Raw genomic sequence first — 23,626 nt, 5'->3', positions numbered from 1 at the left:
TTATATTTAAAATAACTGATGATAATGGTATACTAATATCAACCAAGAAGTATCCAACAAACTATTATTAATCACTACATTTTCTTTCAGAATAGGTCAACGTATAAAAAGACACTATATATAGTGTCTTTTTATATACCTAAATTATTACTAGATTAGAAGTACACCTATTTATAAACCGTAAATAAGACACGGCAGTATAGGAGAATATATCAATGATTCAGAAGACACAACATTATTTTTATCATTTAAAAACACAATGGTTTATTCTGTTCATGACTTTTGCATCTTTCTTGTTACCACTCCCCACCAGTTTTCTACCAGGAGGATTACAAAAAAACCCCATTGAAGATGAATATATATGGATTCAAATAGTGGATGGCATAGTCATTGCACCTTTATTAGAAACAGCTCTATACCAAATGTTTATATTTTGGATTTTAAAACTGATCCCTGGTATGGAAAAATACAACAAATCGATTATCTTTATTTCAGCTATTCTATTTGGATTGAGCCACGATTTTAGCTATATTTATATATTATATGCTTGCATTATGGGTTTTGTATTTGCATACTCTTATTGGACTTATACAAGAAAATATGAAAATGGACATACAAAATTCCCACCATTTTGGATTGTATGGTGTATACATGTTTTACATAATATTGTTGTATTTTTTATTAAAAATTTATAAATATATTATTAATATAGCGAGGTTAAAAAATCATCTTAGGCTAGCATCAACTGCTATTCAGCTAATCTTTTGATATATCCTTTAAATAAAAACTTTTTTCAATAGATAATACTAAAACAATGTTGCCCGATAAAAAAAGAAGCTGGTGGATAAATTCTCGACCAGCTTCTTTCTATATTGCTATTCAATTAGAAGCTAACCGTCGCTGCTTCCTCTCCTGAACTAATCATTCGCTGTTCAATCTTTTCTAGCAGTTCCTTTATCTTACTTGAATAAAGTTTAACTGCTTTCGTAGATTGAGCATTCTTAAGCTCTTCTGTCCATTCTGCTAAATCTTTCTTTTCTTGATTATTCAAATAATCAAAAACTTCCTTTCGAGACATGGGGCTCACCTCAACTCAACTCTGTTTATTTGGCCATTACATAACCAAATCTCCTCATCTCTCTATTTCTATTTATAACAGATTACTCCTCTTTTATTCCTTATTCTTTTTTTCGAGTTCGGTCAATTTCTTTGAAATTGACTGAATCTCGTCGGTTTTCACTTGTTCCGTTGCCAAGCGATTGTGCAGCAGGAAAGCTTGTCCTGAAATCCCAGCAAGAATACTCACCTTAAGAATATCCATCATTGTTTCAGGGTTAAACATTGCAACACCAACGAGTGAAGCAATACTGCCCACAAACATCTCTCCCAAGAAACCCGGGTGAAATGCAAGTTTGCTCTTACGAGGCAACAAAAACTTTTTGTTTGTGATGTAATGACTAGCCAATCCTGAGACCATACCAGCCACAACTGACACAATTACTGTAACCAACATAATATGCACCCCTTTTCGAAAAACTTTTGACATTGCAGCAGCAGTTTCTATTTAATAATTAGTTCTTATGACATAGCATCACCCCTTTCAGGCAAAAACAAATAACCTTCTGGGATAATAAAGTGTTTACACAATAAAATAAAGCAACATAAAGTTCCTTTTTGTGTAATTTCATTAACCCGAAAGGTTATAAGTAGTTAGTGATATAAAAAAGAAAGAGAAAAAAATGCAACTAAATTATATCACAATGAAGTTCATTTTATCTTTTAATTCAGAAATTTTATTCTTTTATTTAACTTTCTCAAGTTAACAAATCAAATTATTTGATACCTTTACACTTTCTAATAATTCGAAAGCCTGTTTATTATTTATTTTTTAAAATTTGCCTTCAATTATAAAGTAGATTACAATACAATTTTGATGAATATAGAATTCTAACATCTCAAATGCTACCTATTTTCCCTCTACATTTTCATAATTATAATTTTCATAGTGGATATATCCACACTTCTTAGAAAATAAAAAAGACAAGGAAAGAATCCTAGTCTTTTTCATAACCGCAGTCATTTTTTTTCTTCATATTCTACTACCATAACAAAAAGCGGTTGGCCTTGTTCACGTTCCATAAACCCGCTGGGCGTTATTTTTTTAACTATTTTTCCGTAATTAGTACAATACTTCAAAAAGCCATTCACTTCTTCATCTATTCTTAATACATCAGCAATAACCGTTCTAATTTGTAATAACATAATAACTCCCTCCCAATAATTTTTTATTTTAAATATGTAATCTCAGAAATTCGAAATCCATCTATTTCTGGTACATATTTAAATTCCAGAATTAAGTCGTTTTGTTTTATCAAAAACAATCCTTTTTTATTTTTTTAACAGTTCTTGGTTTTTCATCATTAAATTGACTTGGTTTACTTTCATAAGTAACTTTTTGACACTCCCATGGCTAAAGCCGCAAGTCCTACCCCTTACGGTGTAACGGATGGGATTCTTGAATGACTAACCGTTCGCAGTTCATTTCTGTTTTGAACAGCCTTCAAGATGAGGGTGTGCCATCACCCCTCCTAAGACAGACCATATAGGTTCTTAGGCTGGTTGACTATTACCATCAACCACAGTTGCGTAGCGAATGTTCATCGCCCCAACGATATCACGATGCTTCTCAAATCCACATTGGCACTTATATTTTCTATCTTGTGCTTTGTTCTTTTCAGAACACTTCGGACATGTTTGACTTGTATTAGAAGGATTCACATATTCGGTCTTTATACCAACTAATTTCGCTTTGTAATCGATGAATTGCGCTAGACGACAGAATGACCAAGTGTGTAGATTTTTTTTGTTTTTACGGCTTGTTCGTGCCGTCTGTCTAATGTTCGTTAGTTGTTCTAATCGAATGACAGAGATATTATTATTCGTTGCGAAATCAACGATTTTACGACTCACTTTGTGGTCTTGGTCTTGCATCCATCTTTGTTCATTATCTTCAAGTTGCCGAAGGGCATTCAATTTCTTAGCTTCTCCTAACTTCTTGCGAATACTACGAAACTTACGTTTCATATATTTGTTTTGTCTACCGTTTCCAAAGAAACGAACCTTATCATCGTCTGTGATGGCCACTGCAGGAACTTTGAGACCTAAGTCCACTCCTAAAATCTTTGTCCCCGTTTTTTCGTTTGTAGGGATTGTGACAGATATTTGAGCGATCCATTTAGCAGATTTCTTTGTGATACGAATTGTACCTAACTTGTGTTTCAATAATTCAAAATTGCGATTGTATTTGTCGGTTAATAAAGCACGGATCTGTAACCCAGTTGAACTTCCATTTACCATAAAGGGCATTGAAATGTGCGTGAAGTTAAATGAATAGTTTTGGTTATTCCACACGGAAACAGGTCTTTTTAGAATTGGAACAATTTTATATTTACTCTTTTTCACTTTTGTAGAAAATACACTTTTCGCATCTTTAATCGCTTGATTTTTAACCGCACTTGGAAGATTGGCTTCAATATCCTTTGTACTTTTCTTCGTGCTTTTCTTCGCTTCAACCATTTCAGATACCAGTGTATTAATGAGTTTAATATAATCGGAACTACTTTGTTCCAATAGCCTAATTTGTTCTTTTGTTGGAAGTAATTTAACTTTAACCGTGATTGTTTGTGTCACAAGTTTCACCCCCTCGTTTTTTGACTTTTAACATAATGTTGTATTGTTTCACTTGATACATTCCCAGCAGTAGAAATAAAATAGGAACGTGTCCACAGACTTGGCAAATGTGCGAGATGAGAAAACTCTTCTCTTAAACGCTTCGACGTCACTCCTTTAATTTTCGCCATAATATCAGCAGGGCTAAGTGTTGGTAGTGCATTTAAGAACAAGTGAACATGGTCTTTGTCACATTCCATTGCACTAATAACAATATCTATTTCGTTACAAAGCTCTTGAACCAATGCTTTGAAACGTTCTTCTACTTTTGCGTTAAGAAAAATCTTTCTTCTGTATCGTGGGCAAAACACAAAATAGTAGTTAATTAATGAAACGGTTGTTTTGGTTTTTCTATAATCATTTATCATGCTTACGCTGTATCAGTTTGATTATAAAACAGCAACGTGAAAGATCAAAAATAATGGATACACACACTTTGGATAACTAAAGTGCCACAAATCTTTCGGTTATTTAGTAGCACTTCGTATCCAACCTCACTTTCATCCCATGCCTAAAGGCGATGGGCTTTCTCGTTCGGAAAAGGCTGTAATTCTTATTTGTACTAATATCGTCTTATGTAAATTCATTAGCTAATTCTGCACTAGTTACATGATTTCCTAAAAACATTTCTAGTTCTTTTTTATTTTGATAAATGGTTAAGTGGCCGTTCTTATCAATATCATCAAATATTAATTTGAATTTCCCTCCTAGGTCATTAATCACATTTTGTGATAATTCAACTTCAAACAATCGTATTGAATTTTTTTCAAATCTTCTACTTTGATTGGAATTAAAGCATTTGTTGGATGTTCATCTTTTATAAAGGTGTTATAAAAAACAACCATCATAGCAAAAATGCCTACCAATAAAAACAATCTCTTAATCTTCATCCTTTCACAATGTAATGTTCTCCAAATAACGCAAAAAGGCCCTTTTCAGAGTTATATTTTCAAAGAAAGTAAAAGTAAAATACTTAAACTATCTTTGAAAATCGAAACCCCGAAAGGGCTATAGTAGCTATAGATATGAAAAATTGAAAATAAAAAAGGTATACTAATTTTAGCAAATTCCATCTGTAAAAACAACAACATTCTGAATATTCAATCCGTTGATTTTATAACAAGGTAATTCTACGCTATAAACCATTCGATAGATTCAGGAAGTTTTATAGGGCATTTTAATTATCATAAAATAAATACCCTATTGAACACACTTTTTAAGTATCCATGTGATAGGGTACATTTAATTTTTTATCGTTTTGCTAAAAGCTTATTTAACTACACTATTAGAATTTGATACAAGTAAACCATTTCCTGGCTCTTTAGAAATTGTTCCTACAGTTTTCTGTTCTGGCTTTTGTTCTGCTTTTTCTTTCTCAAGAACTACCACGTTAATTTTCGTCGTTGAGCTGTTACCTGCCTTATCAGTTGCTGTTACTTGAACTGATATCGTACCTGGCTTACTTGTATCATACGACCCTACTATTACTACTGGATTTGGATCTTTATTATCTTTTACTTCTACTAAATCTCCTGCATTTAAGCTATCCCCGACATGTACTACCACACCTTGCTTCGCTGTAAGTACTGGTGCTTCTGTATCCTTCTCTTCTTCTTTTTCTACTACTTTTACTGTTACCGTTACAGTTGAGCTGTTACCCGCAATATCAGTTGCCGTTACTTGAACTGATATTGTGCCTGGCTTACTTGTATCATATGCTCCTACTGTTACTACTGGGTTTGGATCTTTATTATCTTTTACTTCTACTAAATCTCCTGCATTTAAGCTATCTCCTACATGTACAGTTACACTTTGTTTTGCTGTAATTACCGTTGCTTCTGTATCTTTTTCCTCTTCTTTTTCTACTACGTTTACGGTTACTGTTGTACTTGAGCTATTTCCTGATGCATCTATTGCCGTTACTGTTACTTGAATTTCTCCCGCCTTACTTGTATCGTAATCTCCCACTGTTACAACTGGATTTGGATCTTTATTATCACTTACTTCTACTAAATCTCCTGCATTTAAGCTATCTCCTACATGCACTGTCACATCTTGCTTCGCTGTGATTATTGGTGCTTCTGCATCTTTTTCCTCTTCTTTTTCTACTACGTTAACGGTTACTGTTGTACTTGAGCTATTTCCTGATGCATCTGTTGCCGTTACTGTTACTTGAATTTCTCCCGCCTTACTTGTATCATACGCACCTACTGTCACTACTGGATTTGGATCTTTATTATCTTTTACTTCTACTAAATCGTCTGTACTTAGACCATCACCGACATTTACTGTCACACCTTTTTTTGCTGTAATTACTGGTGCCACTGTATCTTTTTCAGGTTTCTCTGGTTTTGTTGTACCACCATCGTTACCATCACCGCCTGTTGGTGGTTCTGTACCTCCTCCGCCATCGTTACCATCGCCGCCTGTTGGTGGTTTTGTACCTCCTCCACCATCGTTACTATCACCGCCTGTTGGTGGTTTTGTATCTCCTCCGCCATTATAACCATCGCCGCTTGTTGGCGGTTTTGTACCTCCTGCGCCACTAGAGTCTCCAGAAGCTGGTGGCTTTTTATCATTATTAATTGGGGGTATTGAATTATCCGCACTAGCAACTCCATCATTGATATTTAGATCGCCACCAAATACAAAGTTCTTACTGTCCTTATTATCCGAAACAGAAGGATTGTTTGTTGCTGATGCTATTGAAGTATTTAAATCTGAAAAACGATTATTTGATTTATCACTGTCAATAACTGATGCTAGATTTCTATCTGAATTTATAGCCGCGGTCACAATTGAATCCGTTAAATCATCAAATTTCTTTTTGGTTTTGTTATTTTCAATGATTCCAGATAAATTTTGATCTGAGCTACGTTTTGCATTATCAATGATTTCATCAAAATCATTAGTATTTAAATTCTCAGTTGTTTCATCCTTACTTTCATCTTTCTTCTTTTCTTTTTCAGTATCTTTTTTCTTTTTAGATACTGATGCTGTTTTGGTGCTCTTTTTTTCCGAAGAAAACAGCGAGCAGCCTGAAACTACCCCAACACTTAGGGTAGTAGCAGTAGTAGCAAGTAAAACTTTCTTAAAAATTTCCGAATAATCTAATGGCACAATCAATTCCTCCCCATTACTTTAACCTGCACTAATAGTTGCTACAGAGGTAGCAGAGCTATTAGGGGCAGAATTATTAATTTTTTCAAGTAAATCTTTATTTCCAACCTTTTGAGCAAACTTCTTAGCTTCCTCGGATTTATTTAATTTCAAATAACTATTAACAATAATTCCTTCTCTTCTTCCATCTAGTGGAACATGATCTTTTAATTTAATAACTTCATCATGTTTGTCATCTAATGCTGCAATTTCAAAATTAATTAGTGGATTTTTTGTTTTAAGTTCTTTTACTTTTTTCAAATTATCTACAGCTATATAATATGAAACTACTGATTCTGCAAAATCTTGCTCTAAATCAATAGCCTTTTGCGCTTTACCGCTTAAAAGATAAGTAAATAAAACCGCCTTTTTATCATCTTTTCCTAACTTTTTATAATCCACTTTATCAAATTCCAAGGCAGCATCTTGATATTTTTGAACTGCAGATAATCTTAATCCATTTATTAAATTTACATTAACTTCTAAACTATTTACATTATTTGCAGATGCAGCCTGTGAATTTTTCATATTGGTAAAGGCAAAACCTGCTACTACTAATAAAACAATTGATGCGACTCCTATAATAGCGTACTTATATTTTTTCATATAATTTAAGATTCCTTTTTTATCAAGATCTATTTTCTCTTCTTGTTCAAATTTAGTTTCATTTGATGGATTTGTTTCTTTATTTAAATTGACTTCCTCACTTTCTGATTCTCTTTTGGCTACTACTATTTTTTGTCTCTTTTGTGCTTCTTCTATTTTCTTCTCTTCCTCTAATCTACGTTTTCTTACTTCTTCAAGTTTTTTCTCCTCTGCCTTACGACATGCTTCCAATTCTGCCTGTTTTCTTGCTTCTTTCTCTGCTTTCCGTCGTGCTTCTGCTTCTACCTTTTTCTTTGCTTCTTCCTCTGCTTTTCTACGCGCTTCCAATTCTGCCTGTTTCTTTGCTTCTTCCTCTGCTTTCCGTCGCGCTTCCAATTCTGCTTGTTTCCTTGCTTCTTCCTCTACTTTCCGTCGTGCTTCCACTTCTGCCTGTTTCCTTGCTTCTTCCTCTGCTTTTCTACGTGCTTCTGCTTCTGCCTGTTTCCTTGCTTCTTCTTTCGCTTTCCTACGTGCTTCTTCTATTTTAAATTCACTTTCAGAAGTGCCTGACTGTTTTTGAATTGTTGTAATCCAATCATGAGCCGGATTATTATTTGAAACCTCATTTTTAGGTGTACATAAATTTACACTTTCTTCGCTTTGTTTCAGTGGTTGTTCTAAATGCTCTTGCTGAAATTGCTCACTTACTTGATCCTCATGGAAATCCCCATATTGTTCTTCTTCCTCTGCTAGTAATCGTTCTCGTCGTTCTTTTTCTTGTCTAATCCTTTCTTTAATTACGTTTCTTTTTCTATTATTTTGCATATAACAACAATGGCCTCCTTTCTATTGGTACCTCATAAATGAGAATAATTAAATTATTTATCCTTCATAATTAATCATGAGATATTTCTTTAGAAAAACTAAGGAAAAAAAGATAATATTATTTTTTTAAGCATGATATATAAAAAGAAGGATAAACAGGTAGCACCCATTTATCCTTCTTTTTTATTTTACATCTATTAAGGTTATATTATATGTTATACCCTTAATACATCACTTTGTTTCCACCTTTTAGATACAAAAAAACCTCATAGTCTCGTATTATTACAAAATTAAATAACAATTTTGTAATTCACGTTACTCGAGGGGCAAAATTTTGTGAAATAGATATTTAAAAATACAATACGCTCGTTACACTGTATATTCTAATAAATACGAATATATAATTTCACGCCATATTAAGTTCATCCATTACTTTCAACTTTTCATGTAATAGATTAAAAATTTCATCTTTATAGTCGCATTTCTTCAATCTATTAATCGCTTCATCTTTTAATTGTGATACCCTTTCAGTTGTAATCATAAGTGCTTTTGCAATTTCTTTATGCAAATGAATTTTACCATCTAGTAGACCAAAACATAGATTTAGTACCATCTTTTGCTTCGGATTTAATACTTCATCAAATATTATCCATATCTCGTAATTCAAGTCCTCCATTATCATCTCATTTGTGGAGGGAATTGCTGAATTATCATTACAGAATGAGTTCAGTATACCTATATCTTCATTTATTGTATCTATATCTAAAGTCATAGTAGTAACCCGATTATAATATACGTTGTGGCGAACTACCTTTTCTCTAGTTACATCTAACTCTTTTACTACCTCTTCAACTGTAGGGATTCTGTTGTGCATTTGTAAATATTTATCTTCGATTTCAACATATTTCACATTAAATTGATTCACATAGTTAGGGATTTTAAAAGGCCCAGATTTTTTTTTACATATAAACCCTAACATACTCTTTTTTATCCAACAGTAAGCGTATGTAGAAAAACAATAACCTAAATCAGGATCAAAATCCTCAATTGCTCGCAACATTCCCTCATTACCTTCTTGAACCAAATCATCAAATTCTATTTCTGGGTGCTTCTTTTTATATTTTCTTGCAATAGATAGTACTAGGCCTATATTTACATGGAACAAATATTCACGTAGATCCTTTTCACCATGTTTGTACCTTCGAAATAAATTTAAACTCTCTTGCTTTGACAGTACTTTATAATTCCAAATCTCCTTAACTTCAAAATTTTCATCCTCAGGTTTAACCAGCGGCCCAATACTTCTTGCAGTAGTACCTAAAGTTATAGTTCTTGTTAGTGATTCCTCTCGATTTAAACTGCTATATGATTGATTCATACATATTCCTCCTTTCTGTTTTTTAGCGAAGTGTTTCTAAAAATATTTTTGTCTCTTCTTGTAAACTGTTTATTAAATTGCAATCCTTTGCACATGTATTAGCAACTTCTTTTCGTGATTTCGTCTTTTTTAACTCATTATATATATCGCATCCTTTACAGATGCTGCTGATGCTTTCCATTATTTCTAACTGTTTTTTTCTTTCATATAAAAACTGTTCTTTTGATTTCTTCCTATCAACTTTTCTCCCCATTTGATTCACCTCGTATAAATGAATAGAATTTAGCAATTAAAGACTACTATTGATACTACATAGATACGAAACTTCCCCATTAGATTTTTTCCAAAATTCCCCTATATATAATATATATACGATTACAAAAAATGTAAAATTAATTATTAGAAAAATCTTAAAACTTAAAGATATCTATTTCATCATTATTTTCTTATAGTGGTGTTACATATTTTTATATAAATCTACTTTAATACTTTACTTAAATATCAAAAAGAATTTCTATTTTTTAATAATCATTCAAAACTTAATAATGCTATCGTTTCATTGACAAGTTAGTTTCCTCTTTGAACAATAGCGTTTATCTCACTTTCTCTATTGCTGGAATATAATCGTTTAACAGTAAATCATCTAGCCCCTTTCCAAGATTAATATCCCAACTTGCATAATTAATACTTATCCCTTCTTGATAAAGCGCTTGCGCACATTCTAATAACGACCACTGAACATCTGAATTTGTAATCATATCCATATCTAAAGCGAAAGTTGCCTGTTTAACTCCCATTTTTTTTAATGGTTCAATTAATATTCTCCATACTTTAACCCCAGGTATTGATACGACTGTGGTACCATACATTAATTTTTCCTCATTTGTTAGTAGCTCGTCTAAGTTTTCTGCAGCAATATCAGACTTTAGACTCCCTTCTGAAATCCATACACTATCCTTTTTTATTAATTCTCCACGTTCCCAATTTTTCAGCTCTCGATTAGGTACTGCTACATGTATTGGCAACGGGTTCCCAACTCCTGTTCCATGAAATCTCCCACCTGAGCTGATCCAAATATATTTACTTTCTAACTTTAATTGTACTTCACCTAATTTTTCACCCTCATAATTAATTTCATACCATTCTTTAACATCGACTTTATCTTTAAATATAGACTCTATCTTCCCATTGATTTTATAGGTCACCTCTATAGTATTGGGTTGCTCTATAACTTCTGCCTTAAAGCTTGGTTTATGATTTTTTACAACTGTCATATATTCAGGATCATCAATTCTACATTGAAAACCGCATATCTGATTATATATATTTCTCTGCGGTATTAATAAAGAATCTCTCCTACCTGCAAACGTGAAATATCTTCCATCCTTCGTTTCTTTTGCATAAAATCCTGGAATTCCAACAATATAGCTTGTTTTCCCTCCTACCTTTTTTATTAACTCTTTCGTAGTATCCCAAGGTTTAATAGGAAAACTTTTGTAATTTCTAACATTTATTACTTCCCTTGTAATCCTACGTTTTGATCCCCTTAACATTTTAATATGTTCATCTCGCACGTCTAAAGATTCTAAGAATAAAGTGTAAATAATATCAAGGGTGTAATCATTTTTCTTCCTATGTTCCTTAAGCATCTGATCTTGAGAAAAGTCATATCCCCTTTTTTGATCTTCAGCTACTATATGCAAATAGCCTGCTTCCCCGAATACTGTTTCTGATGAAATTCGTCCACATATTATTTTGGTTTCAGAATCATTAACCATGCACCATCCTTGCTTACCACATATAGGGCATGTTGTTCTATAATATTCAAACCATCTCTCATTACTCCCCTTATTCATGCTTCTCACTGGTCTTAATATTCTACTTGCTGCTAACTTTTCAATTGACATAACATCTCTCCTTTTCCCTTAATCAAATAAAAAAGCCCTTTGGAATACGGAGGTTAAATACCACACAAACGTGTAATTTAATCCGTAACCCGAAGGGCTTCATGTAATCACTAGAAAATAAAAAAAATTACGTTTTATAATAAGAATATACTAAAAATTATAAATTTAATCCAGAGGTTAATTATAATATTCTTTACTTAATCAAATAATCTTCTAAATATTATTAAACCCCACACTATAATTATACATGGGCATCTCACTATTTAACTCCTTTTGGACCTTTTGAAGCGAGAACTTCTTCAGAATCAGATACTATTTTAGCAATCTATATTTACCAAGCTATAAGGATACCCGTTATTAACAGTTTACTAATGTTTTTCTGCTGAATTTTTTTGATACAGTATATATACCCTACTAACCAATTAATTGCACTATTAAGCGCATTCTTGTTAACCATAATCAATTCCTTGTAAACAATTATCATAACTTTATATTTTGCCGGAAATTAATCAGTCCTAATTTTTAGAAATTTAGACCAAGGACTATAAAACAATCAAATAATTATCAATCTCATGTTGATATCAACAGAAAATCAATACAGCTTACCTATGTTTGACATTGACATATCAAACGAGATTAACATGTTAACTGAATCGCGCCAACTTAAATGCTAGTATCTATCAATTAACATCAACATAACATCCACAAGCAGACGCTTATCAAAAATGTTTGTGCCTATCAAAACTTCAAGATCTATATTAGTTGAACATTAGCCTATTGCAACGGATTGTACGGAAGTATGTTAATTAATAAACTAGCATTGAAACATTTTCAACGCTAGTAAAATATACAAAAGAAACAACACGAAAATATCAATCTCATGTTGATATCAATGGAAAGATAACTGTTTTTTAATCTCTCATTTGTTATTAACATGTTAACCGAGATTGACATGTTAAGTGATTATTTTCTCTTGTTATCAATATCATTCTGATTATAATTGACATAACATTAACAATTCGGCATCAAAAAAGAAGGAATGTTTATAACTTTCGAGATTTCAAAATCTATATCGGCTGAATTTTTTCTTCTGTGGTAGTTTTCTTGAAGTGAATCTAGTAACGATCTATCCTAAAATGTTTCGACACTATCAAAACATAGCTAGAGATTTAATCGAGTAATAAATGATGACAGTAATTCAATGATTTTTACCCTCTATTTATCCTTTACATATAGTTGAAAACAGCAAGTATAAAGGAATACTTTCTATATTGTTAATCTCATATCAACAATTTGAATTTAACATTGATATAACATTAACAATTAAGTAGTTGAAATACGTATAAATACAGGTCTTGAGTCTAGAAATCTGCATTAATTATAAATTTATCTACCACAACAGTTTTCCCTTCATTTATCATTGATATATAATATGAGATTGACATGTTAAGCATTTATTTTCTTTTGTTATTGATATTATTCTAATTGATATTGATATAACATTAACAATGAGGTGTCAAAAAAAGAGAAGTATTTATGGCTTTCGAGATTTCAAAATCTATATTGATGAAAATTTTCTTCTGTGGCGGTTTACTCGAAGCGAATCTAGTGACGATCTATCCAAGAAGATGTTTTCACACTATCAAAAAATACTTGAAATTTCATCACAATAATAAATGACGACAGCAATTCAATAGTTTTCTTACCTTGTTTATCATTGACATATAGTCTAAAAGCCAAACGTAGGGAGAAATGCCGTTTTTATTGTTAATGTTATATCAACAATTTGCATTTAACATTAATATGACATTAACAATTAAATAGCTAAAATGGTCACAGAAGCACCTTTCGATTTTTCAATATCCGCATTAGTTAAAAATTTATCTACCACCACAGATTTCTATTGAAAAATAAAAAAGAAAACACCCTAAAAGAACTCTAAGTAGTTAGAAGCCAACAAGAATTCCATACAATTGATAGTTTCTTATTAGTGACACACAAAAATTAATAGTTTTCTCTTTATTTATCATTGATATATAATCTGAGATTGACATGTTTATAGGGCTAGTTATCAATTAATGATAGCGTCATATCAACTATCCCCAATACGTATTAACATGACATTAACAATTATTAATTCTAAAGTTGAGAATATACATACAAATAGAGTTTTAAGTTCTACATTTATTAAAAGGCTTTTTTCTATAGCGAAATCCACTGGATAAACCGGGGAAGATATCATTCTTGAAAGCATTTTGATAGTGGCTAAAAACAATAAATTGCTTTTTATTACTTCCGATTTAAAAGTAACAATTGTATGAATCAATTTTGATTATATAGAGATCACTTGTAAAGGGCGGTGCCCTCTAGAAAAAGCGAGTTTATATTAAACTGTATTAACACTAATTCAATAACCTATAATAACCTTCATGTGCATTCTAAAGACCTGCTGAAACTAATTAACTATACAGTTCTTAGCTTTATACTACCAAGTATCTTAAATTATAATAAATATAGGCCTTTATTTATTATTAGTATTGGCTTTTCGCTTTACATTTATACATACTTTTTAGCTTTTAAGTCTTTAAGTTTAATACTATATCCTCATAATTTATTTACAAATCACTAATATTTTCTTATCATTAATATATTGTAGACTAATTTGTTAATTTCATAGCAACAATAATCATTAACAACTAACGAATTATTAACAAGATATTAACAATAGTTAATTTCAAACCCTTTGTTTATTAACTTTATGTTAACAAGTGATACTTTACATATTAATGATACATTTCATGTGAATGTCAATCAATAAAGGGATTCGGGTTTATATTATCGAAAAAACACTTAACATGTTAATCTCACCTTATATGTTAATTCCATTTTATTGTGGCCATTATATTTCAAGGAGGTATAACGATGATTGAACAAGATAACAAAAATACAAATGAACATATGGAGTCAAATAATACAAACTCTAGTCATGAAGATGCTTTTGAAAAAGCTTGGCGAATAACAGAGTTTTCAAAACTAGTAGGCCGACATCATAACACTGTGTACAATTGGTTCAATACCCTAGAGGAAAAGGGGTTACACGGAACATTAAGAACCAATAATACAAATGAAAAGCTATATAACACACTGGATTTAGACATAGCTTTATTTATTAAGCTAAAGAGGGATGAAAAGTGGTCGCTAGATGCAATTATTGAGCTTTTACCACATCAATTCGAACTAAGACCAGTTTCTCCAGAAAATCAAACTAGTGAAGTCTCAACCCCATTAAACATGCAGGAAGCTGCAGCGACTATTGAGAAAATAGTAGAGCAAAAGATTCAAATGCATTTACAAAACATTGAATTAGAGTATCAAGGAAAGTTTGAAGATGCTATACGTGCGGTGCTACCTGAACCAGAAGACCCTGAAATGTTAAAAGAGCGCCAAAGACAAGAAAGACTAGATAATATGATAATTCAACATAGAGCACGTACAGAGTTAAGAAAACAAGCTGAAAGAGAGTGGAGTGCACAACCAGAAGAAACTCGTATTAAAAAAGTTGGCTGGTTTAAAAAAGAGGAAGATCTTGCAAGAAAACAACTTTTTATAGAAAACTATATTGATGAGAACATGATTGAATATATGAAAAGTGTAATGAAAACAGAAAAATAAGCCTGGAAAATCCCAGGCTTATTTTTTATTTTGATCCAAACATCTTATCTGGATCCATAAATGCTGCTAATTCTTCATCATTTTGTGCTTGTGGTTCTTCATTTTTAACTGGTTCTAATTCAAAGTAATCACCAAAATTAATATTGAAATCATCATCAAAGTCTTGCGCTTCAATTGTATTAATTTGAGACTTTGTATATTGGATTTGGCTTTGTTTTTCTTTAAATTCATTATATTCTTCAACTAATCCTTTAGATAATCGTGATGGTAGTGCATCTGTCTTATAGAAAGTATACACGCTGCCCATAAAGTCATTTTTACTGACTAAATAACCATTAAAAACAGTTCCATTGATTGGTAGTTTATTTGTCACTTCTACTTTTGCATCATCCATAAATGAATCATCAATGTTCTTCTGTTCATCTAAAATTGCTAACATCCCAAAATGATGTACCTTTGATGCCTCTAAATCTCCATTTTCATTTGTCTTCATCAGGTCAATAGGGTGATGGAAGGAGCTTCCTTTCAATGATTCTGAGAACATATCTACAATTTCTTTACTGTTTTCAATTTGATTCATATTACGTGAAACCTTATTAATTACTAAACAGCCTGTTCTTTCTAGTAAAATTCGTTTAAAGTCCTGAGAATCTAGAATTACTGATGTCCCTGAACCATTTGCAGCTGTATTTAACTCATGAATAATATCTCCAATGCGTTGGTTTGCATAGTCTCGTGAGTTTCCAATGCCTTTTTTCTCATTTTCGTTTAATCCCTTAAACTCATCATAGAAGTGTTGGTTATCTGCAAATACAACAAATGCAACGCCTTTCGCTGGATCATTAGCTAACTTCCAAATTTCTTGTGAAAATTTATTCACCTGTCTTAGTACATCAGGCCCATCCGCTCTAACTGGAAGTGTAACTACAATACCCATTTTAATGAAATCTTTACGCTCAATAGCATTATTGAAAGCAATTCTTGCATACTTTTGTTGATTTTTTATTAATTCTTCTCTAGGAATTTTCATTGCCATACTTTTAAGTTCTTCAGCAATTACAGGTTTATTATGAAAAGCGGAGAATTCTTCAATTGCTTGAATAATTGTAGATGTACCTGTACCACCGCCTAAACCTGCAAAAAATAGCACTAATTCATCAGTTGGTCTAACACGTTCCGTTATAAATTCTTTTAGTTTATCTTTAGCTTCTTCATTAGATTCTAAAACCTTTACAGCACGCTCAGGATTCTTACCTAAACCACCTAATTTTAGTGAAACTTGGTTACTTTTCGGCACATTTTTCAGTTCAGCTAAATCCCCATCATTACTATTCAATGCTAGGCAATTATAAACTGCTGTACCGTCTGTATGCTTATACTCAGCAAACTTATCTACCATTCTAGTTCCAGCTTGACCAAAACCAACCATAGTCATTTTCACAGCTACTTCGTTTTTCAGAAAGTTTTTTGCCATTATTTTATCTCTCCCTTATTCTCATTACTTTTTTTACGTTTCCCTAATTCAACTAATACTTGTTGTCCCCTAATAGTTGAAATTAAAAACTTATACGGATGCATAATTTTTTCTGTTATTAATGACATTGAAGCTAAAGTAGCAACACTACCTTCTGCCGATCTTCTTGAAATGTTAGTTCTTTCAAGTTCTAATGAATAGGATTTACCCTTAGGTTTCTTTACTCTCCTATCAATAACAACACTTTCTACTATTTCATTTATTGAGATTCCTCTCATATACTTTGTCTCTTGGTATTGTTTGTTTACTTGAGATCCTATGTAATGAAATACATTGTAGAGTATTTCGTCTCCTTCAATAATGTCTGCAAACATTTCCACAACTTCTTCAGTGAATTTGTTTTGTTTATATTTTTCACTTAATACCTCGTTCAAGTTGTCCCCCCCTTAAAACGTTGGTTAATTATTCCTAAAAATATATTACATCATTGTAAGACGTATATCAAGTCATTATATATAAGCCTTATATTAAGTTGTTATATACAAGACTTATATAATATTTACAAAATGTAAAAACGAAATAATGACCTATATATCAACGTCGAATGTATAAGACGTACATGAAAGTCGTTCATATAAGCAGTAAATAAAACATGTTAATATCAGGTTTCATATAACTAACAATAACTATTAAATAATAAATATGAGTGCAGTATTTATGTATATTTTTACCTAGAATTATACTTCCAATATATAATACTTCTAAAATAACGTACTATTATCATGGTCATTTGATTTATACGTCTTATATAAACGAACTACATACAAGACGTATAAACAAACACTTATTATTAAAGGTTTTATATGCTTTTATATTAATTTCATGTCAATAGAATATTACCACGAGTTATTATACGCCCTATTTAAAGGTCTTATATGAAAGACTTATCAATAAAACGTGTATATAACCCTAAAAAAAAGAGTAATACTTCTTAAGTATTACTCTTTTAACTATATAGTTTTATATAAAATACTTAGTTTATTAAACAGATCTTTATGATCCTGCTTCTTTTTCAATAACTCATTTTTCTGTTGGTTGTCTACAGAAAGGAAAGGGGATGTCAATGTCATGTTATATTTCGTTATTTCTTTTATTAATTCCGTAGTTATTTCTGAGATTTGCAGAAATAACACATAAAATTGTGATTCATTTTCATTCATTTGTTTTTCTCTGAAATTAAGTTCTACTAACTTTTCAGTATAACTTGTCAATTTCATATCAATATAATCACTATAACTCACATGTAAAGCCATAAAGCGATTAAACTCAGATAAACTAATTAATTTCTTTGTTAAACATAGATGTACTAAATAAATCTTGTATACAGCTTTAAATGAAATAATATATTTAGTTCCTTTTTTTATTAATTGAATGTATTCACCGTATCTGTTAATTAAATACCTTAATTTATTAGGTTTTAGTCTCAATATTCTACTAACTTGTGAAGTATTGTAGATTTTATAAGGATCTAGAGCAGCAAACTGTAATGGAATTATCTCATATTCATTTTTTAATGTATTGGTCACCTTGTTATAAAAAAAGTCTGTTTCAAATTCACTTTGTATAATCTTTTTTATTAACCCATATTCTGTGTTCCAATTCCGCATTTTTTCACCCCTTAAATCAGATTGTAACATGCAAAATACGAAATATACAAAATTTTCATTTACTTTATTATAATTATTTACTTATTTCTTTTATGATGTAATTTTTCCTCCTGATAAACAGTTACATCTAAAAAATTTTTAACATTCGTTTCAATATTTAATTTCATTCATTCAAAAATATATTCACTGTGTATTTTATGTATTTTGGGGACTTTACACAGATATGACGTAATACATATGACGAACTCTATTTTTATCTTTTAGCTTCGTCACATGTCTTTTTATTTATGTCGAAGGATATATGACGAACTCTAATAGTAAATAGATCCTTATTACATTTGATTTTTATAAGACATACATGAAGATGTATTACGTGTTTTTAAATCCAGAGTCTTGATGGATAACGAGTTGTTTTTTTGTAAATTTCAGTTAAAATATTTTTAAAACATTTTTATGTTCTCAAATGTTTTATTTACCCAATCAGTCTAGGTTGGCTTTTGGATAGTTGCAATCAATTTTATGCAAGTTTCCGTATTTTATTTCCATATCAGGGGAGTGTTTAAAATTGAAAAAATCATTTAATCATGCAGTTAAATATATCGTCGGAGAAAATGATCGTGGAGTTTATTTTAATCGTTCTGATATTTTTACAGTTTTATTTTTATATGAACAGCGAACAGTATCTCAAATTCAATTACGTAAATTTTATGAATTGATAAGTGGGGGGCCTATAAGTCGCACTACTTTTTCATCAAAGTTAACTAAATGGGCAAAAATGAAATTACTAAAAAAGGAAAATATAAGCGTGAGAAAAAAGCGAGGCTTTACACTGGATTTCGTTTCTATCTCTTTAAAAGGAGCTGAAATATTATATAGATTAAAATTGATTTCTGATTGTAGTACCTCATTTGTTACTAAGAGGCAATATGAACACAATATAGCAATTACGCAATTTGTTTTAAATTTACTTAAAGCAGAATCAAACAATGAACATACTGGTGCAATTGTAGGTGGTAATGGAGATTATCTCTTTCCGCTAAGTCAAATCGTAAAGCAAAACTTGCATTTGCCCAACCTAATGTATTCCGATTCAAAAGATGTCTACTATTTATATGAAGATGAAGACTACCGTGAAGTGTTTCAGCCCGAACTTCAACCCGTTTCTTTCCTACCAGATCTGCCTCAACTTGTATATTCATTTCGTCCATCTAAAGAATTTTATCCTGACTCAAAGGGAAACCCATTACTAATTCCTGATTGGATTATTACTTGTAACAATTCTATTATCAATATTGAAGTTGATACAGGATCGGAAAACATTCCGTTTTTAGAAAATAAATTAAAAAAATATCTCGATATCGCTGCTGCTAACCCATCTAAGCAATATTACGTGTTATTTTCTATTATTGATGACTCCTACCATACCATTTCTACTTACAAAAAACGGACCACACGTGTTACCAATTTAAAAAAAGCTTTTGGTAATATTCCACGTTTAAGTGTGTTAAACAACCTCAATGTTTACGTATGCAATATGGGTAGTTCTGCACTTGTAGTAAATAATATTCTTCAAGAAATTCGCGAAACTAATAGTTTAAGCAAAAGTCACCTGATCAAAAAAATCACTGAACGTTTAAACATAAATTCTTCTTTCCCTTATTCGGTAGAGTGGATATCTAATAAAAATGAAATGCAAGCGAAAGGGGTTCAGCATTCTAAACTACTTGAGCTAACAGATGACATTCTGGTATTACGAAAAAAAACATCTGATGAAGAAAAAAAATCTTTAGATTACTTAGAAATAGTTTGTATATTAACAATACTTAAGGTAGGGGAGGTTAACACACACTTTAAATTACAACAATTATCAGGATTGTTGGCCATGCAAAATCAACATCAAACACTAAACCCAATTAAAATATTGGGGATATATGAAGCGGACGAATTAGAGCATGGGCAGCAGGCCATTTTTACTGATTTGTATCACAATTCCATAGCACCAGAGAATATATTATTGGCTACTTCTGCTGAATTGCTTAATTTCACCGCTGCTTTTTATTCTTTAAAAGAGAGGGTGAAACAAGAATTTGGAGAACGCAGTTCAAAAGAATGCTGAACTCAATAATACACCAGGTAATGGAGAGGATCCAAAAGCCGGGAGGAGCAAGAAAAATTCCTATACAGTTACAATCGATATTACAAAAATCTGGAAATATCGTTTAGTAGCTCGCTCATCTTACTATGTTGTGACATTACTACTGCTGCTAGCTTGGTATTTTGCTTTCAGAGGAATATATAAATACGCTTCTTTCTGGTCAATACAAATGGGCGTTCCATTACCTACCTTAAGTATCTTCGGTAATCCGTTCAAAACTAATTATTACATTGAAACCTTTTTTAGCTTTTGGATTTTAATTTATACTTGGCAGCTTTCAACCAAGGTTAAAACTTATCAGGAGATAAAACGTAGATGGTTTATTTTCTCGATGATGTTAATCGGTATAGTTGCCCAGTTCTTATGGGCGTTTAGTGTTCCATTAGCTAAAATATTTATTCCATTCTTAAATTCGAAAGCTGGAGAAGTTTCACTAAATGACAAAGGATTAGAGGATACTATCCTTTCAAATTTTAGTAATATCATGCACCTTGTATTTGCTATACCTGTAATTATTATTATTCTCGTACTCTTATGGCTCTTTAAAATTTTTTATGAACATAAAAAGGAGCTTTTAGATGCATTCGGAAAATGGGAATACGTGTTTAAAATACCTGGTTGGATGCTTTCCTTTTTGAATGAAGATCGTCAACGAAAACTTGCTATTTCATTACACAGATTTTTCACTGAAAAAAATCCATCAAAATTGCCAGAACCCGATATCTTTCTCGGTCCTAACAGTGCTACACGGGAAATGGCAGTAATACAGGGCAAGTCTTTAACACTTAATATAATGATTATCGGTAACATTGGTACAGGTAAATCAGCTGCACTAGGTTTACCAATTGCTAATCAAATTCTTGACTATATGGCTTCAATGATTAATAACTTTAAAACCTTATATGCAAGAAAAGATTATCATTCAGAGGACGTAAAAGGAACACAGGTCAATGGTCTTACAGTTATCGAGCCATCTAATGACTTCTGCGACAAGGTATATAAATTGGTATTGGCACACAAGATTCCCGAAAGTGTTATTTTCTATTTAGATCCGACAAATCCTGATACCCCTTCAATAAATTTCGTACGTGGTCCAGTTGATAAAGTTGCTGAGATGTTATGTTCAGTATTAACGGGGCTCTCTGATAATGGAGCAGGAAATCCTTTCTTCGTTCAATCTGAGCGTTCCCATCTTAAACAACATATTTATTTGTTAAAACTCCATGATTCAAAATTTGAAGCTAGATTTGAACATCTAATTGATATGTACAATGATGCTAATCTCGTTTTTGAGATGCATCTCAAGTTAAAAGAACGACTTCCAAATGACATTGAATCTATACCTAATAGAGATGAGCGAAATCATTGGCGCATAATGAAGCAAGTTGATGAATGGTTTGATTTAAATTATGTACCTGAAATTTCTGGTGGTCGTGGGGGAGGGGAAGTTGTTTATCATACTGAAGGGAAATACTATGGGCAGCCAAAGATTATTGATAAACAAGAAACATTCGTTCGTGGTTTACGAAACACATTAAATGATATTTCTGCTCAACCTCTGCTCCGACGTGTATTATGTGGTCCATCGGAGTTCGACTTTGAAAAACATTTGGAATTTGGAGGTATCCTTTTAATTAATACAGCAAAAGGGGAACTTTCTGATCTATCTGATGTATTCGGTAAATTATGTTTATATGCCGTGCAGAATGCTGTTTTCCGTCGTAAGCCTAACGTATCTCCTTACCATCCTGTTTTAGTGGATGAGTTTGCGGATTACATTTATAAAGCCTTTAAAAGTTTTCCTGCACAATCACGTAAATATAAAGCACCTTTAATTGTTATTGCGCAAACAATTAGCCAATTAGCAATTGAACATGGCCCAAGATTCATGGATATCCTGTTAGGTACATTTCGTAATAAACTTGTTTATGGTGATGTCACTAATGAAGATGCTAAATTGTTTAGTAAGCTTATGGGTACGAAAACAATTTATGAAGCACGTGAAGGTGATCAAGAAATTGATATGGTAACAGCTGAAACGAAAACTCAAAGTACACGTAGAACATCCTACTCTTATTCGAAAACAGAGGTACCCATTCTTTCTGAAAATGATATATTGATTCAAAAAGCATTCCAGTGTGCTGCTAAAATTGTAAAAGATAATGCTCCTCAAGGAGGAATACAAGTAAATGCAAACTTTGTTCCTGCCACTGAGTTTAAAACAGCTAAGATTCAAGTTGATGCAGTAGCAGCTGATTATTGGCTAAAAGTACGTGAAGAGTCATTGAATACGGAAATTAAATATGATGATTATGTTACAGATACAGATGTTGATAGTGAAGAAACTGTAATTGAGGAATTGAGGACACCTAAAACAGCGCCTACTGCAATAGAAGGTTGGTTACAAACGTTAAATCCTGATACTTACGATTTTTATAACAATGAAGATGATACTGACAATGAAGGTGAGTTAACAAATAATCAGTCTGTGCAAGATTACTCAAGAAATTCTGCTCCTAAGCTAGAAAAGGTGGACACTACAGCATCAATTGCCACTTCTAATACAACAGAACCCGCAAAAATTAATGAAGTAATCAATATTCAAAAAGAAAATGTACCAGATACAAGTAAACATAGAGAACCTATTGAACTTAACAACAAAGCACCAGTTATTACTGAAACTCCAATAGAAGTGCCAAGGACGAAGCATACACCACAATATAGAGAGCCTGCTTACACATCGACTGTAACGCATAATCAGCAGGAGCAGGAAATTCAACGAACTGCAGAAATCAATGGTAAAAACACAACCTCTAACTTAACAATGCAATGGTTACAACAACAAATGGCTGCAACTGTATCTCAAGATGATGAAAACACCTCATCTTCTGATACAACAGAAGATGGTTCTCGACTTAAAAATCGAAAAGTGGCAGAAGTGACTCCAGAAAGTGCAGCAATTAAGGATAAACTCAGTCAATATATCGAAGGTGACATTGATCTTGATTGATACACTAAGCATATAACGAATATTTCTACTGGTAAAAAGGTGTGGGGCGTAAACTCATACCTTTT

Annotated in this window: 17 protein-coding genes and 1 pseudogene; 4 read left to right on the top strand and 14 right to left on the bottom strand. The window is 31.9% G+C overall.

From position 1 onward, the window contains the following. The first annotated feature begins 215 nt into the window (after positions 1–215). A complete protein-coding gene (locus tag ACS2MN_RS16135) occupies positions 216–695 on the top strand; it encodes a CPBP family intramembrane glutamic endopeptidase (protein ID WP_098805680.1) in 480 nt (159 codons plus the stop codon). A 188-nt stretch (positions 696–883) separates the two neighbouring features. Here ACS2MN_RS16135 and ACS2MN_RS16130 read toward each other — a convergent pair whose 3' ends face one another. The 11 genes and pseudogenes from ACS2MN_RS16130 to ACS2MN_RS16080 all read right to left on the bottom strand — a co-directional run bounded on the left by ACS2MN_RS16130 (position 884) and on the right by ACS2MN_RS16080 (position 11,583). Further along, positions 884–1,078 carry a hypothetical protein gene (locus tag ACS2MN_RS16130; RefSeq protein ID WP_000087406.1) on the bottom strand — a complete coding sequence of 65 codons (195 nt, stop codon included), beginning with the start codon at positions 1,076–1,078 and terminating at the stop codon, positions 884–886. 93 nt (positions 1,079–1,171) lie between these two features. Further along, the gene (locus tag ACS2MN_RS16125) at positions 1,172–1,513 is read right to left on the bottom strand and encodes a DUF4257 domain-containing protein (RefSeq protein ID WP_000961795.1); all 342 of its coding nucleotides are present in this window, start codon (positions 1,511–1,513) and stop codon (positions 1,172–1,174) included. A 563-nt stretch (positions 1,514–2,076) separates the two neighbouring features. Then, a complete protein-coding gene (locus ACS2MN_RS16120; protein ID WP_098805681.1) occupies positions 2,077–2,262 on the bottom strand; it encodes a hypothetical protein in 186 nt (61 codons plus the stop codon). Between the two features lie 23 nt (positions 2,263–2,285). Then, positions 2,286–2,455 (bottom strand): annotated as a pseudogene (locus ACS2MN_RS16115) (peptide ABC transporter ATP-binding protein); the annotation flags it as partial. Positions 2,456–2,610: 155 nt separating this feature from the next. Next, positions 2,611–3,690, bottom strand: a complete 1,080-nt coding sequence (locus ACS2MN_RS16110; RefSeq protein WP_098805682.1) for an RNA-guided endonuclease InsQ/TnpB family protein — start codon at positions 3,688–3,690, stop codon at positions 2,611–2,613. 5 nt (positions 3,691–3,695) lie between these two features. Further along, positions 3,696–4,097, bottom strand: a complete 402-nt coding sequence (gene tnpA, locus ACS2MN_RS16105; protein ID WP_098805683.1) for an IS200/IS605 family transposase — start codon at positions 4,095–4,097, stop codon at positions 3,696–3,698. 901 nt (positions 4,098–4,998) lie between these two features. Beyond that, entirely contained in the window at positions 4,999–6,849 is a 1,851-nt protein-coding gene (locus tag ACS2MN_RS16100; RefSeq protein WP_346994663.1) for an adhesin, read from the bottom strand. 21 nt (positions 6,850–6,870) lie between these two features. Continuing rightward, positions 6,871–8,298, bottom strand: a complete 1,428-nt coding sequence (locus tag ACS2MN_RS16095) for a hypothetical protein (RefSeq protein ID WP_346994662.1) — start codon at positions 8,296–8,298, stop codon at positions 6,871–6,873. A 406-nt stretch (positions 8,299–8,704) separates the two neighbouring features. Further along, positions 8,705–9,676, bottom strand: a complete 972-nt coding sequence (locus ACS2MN_RS16090) for a sigma-70 family RNA polymerase sigma factor (RefSeq protein WP_098688243.1) — start codon at positions 9,674–9,676, stop codon at positions 8,705–8,707. Positions 9,677–9,698: 22 nt separating this feature from the next. Further along, entirely contained in the window at positions 9,699–9,929 is a 231-nt protein-coding gene (locus tag ACS2MN_RS16085; protein ID WP_000532869.1) for a hypothetical protein, read from the bottom strand. A 340-nt stretch (positions 9,930–10,269) separates the two neighbouring features. Next, the gene (locus ACS2MN_RS16080; RefSeq protein ID WP_098805686.1) at positions 10,270–11,583 is read right to left on the bottom strand and encodes a DUF3854 domain-containing protein; all 1,314 of its coding nucleotides are present in this window, start codon (positions 11,581–11,583) and stop codon (positions 10,270–10,272) included. Between the two features lie 2,922 nt (positions 11,584–14,505). Here ACS2MN_RS16080 and ACS2MN_RS16075 point away from each other — a divergent pair. Further along, positions 14,506–15,255 carry a terminase gpP N-terminus-related DNA-binding protein gene (locus tag ACS2MN_RS16075; protein WP_000572413.1) on the top strand — a complete coding sequence of 250 codons (750 nt, stop codon included), beginning with the start codon at positions 14,506–14,508 and terminating at the stop codon, positions 15,253–15,255. 25 nt (positions 15,256–15,280) lie between these two features. On the opposite strand, the gene ACS2MN_RS16070 is transcribed toward ACS2MN_RS16075, so the two are convergent. The 3 genes from ACS2MN_RS16070 to ACS2MN_RS16060 form a co-directional block, all read right to left on the bottom strand. Next, positions 15,281–16,729 carry a cell division protein FtsZ gene (locus tag ACS2MN_RS16070; RefSeq protein ID WP_001097026.1) on the bottom strand — a complete coding sequence of 483 codons (1,449 nt, stop codon included), beginning with the start codon at positions 16,727–16,729 and terminating at the stop codon, positions 15,281–15,283. Beyond that, positions 16,729–17,163 carry a hypothetical protein gene (locus tag ACS2MN_RS16065; protein ID WP_001006721.1) on the bottom strand — a complete coding sequence of 145 codons (435 nt, stop codon included), beginning with the start codon at positions 17,161–17,163 and terminating at the stop codon, positions 16,729–16,731. The genes ACS2MN_RS16070 and ACS2MN_RS16065 overlap by 1 nt, the downstream gene beginning before the upstream one ends. 576 nt (positions 17,164–17,739) lie before the next feature. Next, positions 17,740–18,426 (bottom strand): hypothetical protein, encoded by a 687-nt coding sequence (locus tag ACS2MN_RS16060; RefSeq protein WP_098805687.1) that lies wholly within the window; start codon positions 18,424–18,426, stop codon positions 17,740–17,742. Positions 18,427–18,961: 535 nt separating this feature from the next. On the opposite strand from ACS2MN_RS16060, the gene ACS2MN_RS16055 reads away from it, so the two are divergent. Both ACS2MN_RS16055 and ACS2MN_RS16050 read left to right on the top strand, forming a co-directional pair. Beyond that, on the top strand, positions 18,962–20,512 hold the full coding sequence (locus ACS2MN_RS16055) for a replication-relaxation family protein (protein ID WP_098805688.1): 1,551 nt from the start codon (positions 18,962–18,964) through the stop codon (positions 20,510–20,512). Further along, positions 20,484–23,561, top strand: coding sequence for a type IV secretory system conjugative DNA transfer family protein (locus tag ACS2MN_RS16050; protein ID WP_098805689.1), 3,078 nt, complete (start codon positions 20,484–20,486; stop codon positions 23,559–23,561). The genes ACS2MN_RS16055 and ACS2MN_RS16050 overlap by 29 nt, the downstream gene beginning before the upstream one ends. The last annotated feature ends 65 nt before the right edge of the window (positions 23,562–23,626 follow it).

The organism is Bacillus cereus group sp. BceL062 (genome assembly GCF_051780025.1).
In the GTDB taxonomy this organism is placed as follows: Bacteria; Bacillota; Bacilli; order Bacillales; family Bacillaceae_G; genus Bacillus_A; species Bacillus_A toyonensis.
Note: the sequence above shows the minus strand (reverse complement) of the source record. Positions and strands in the feature narration are given on the sequence as shown.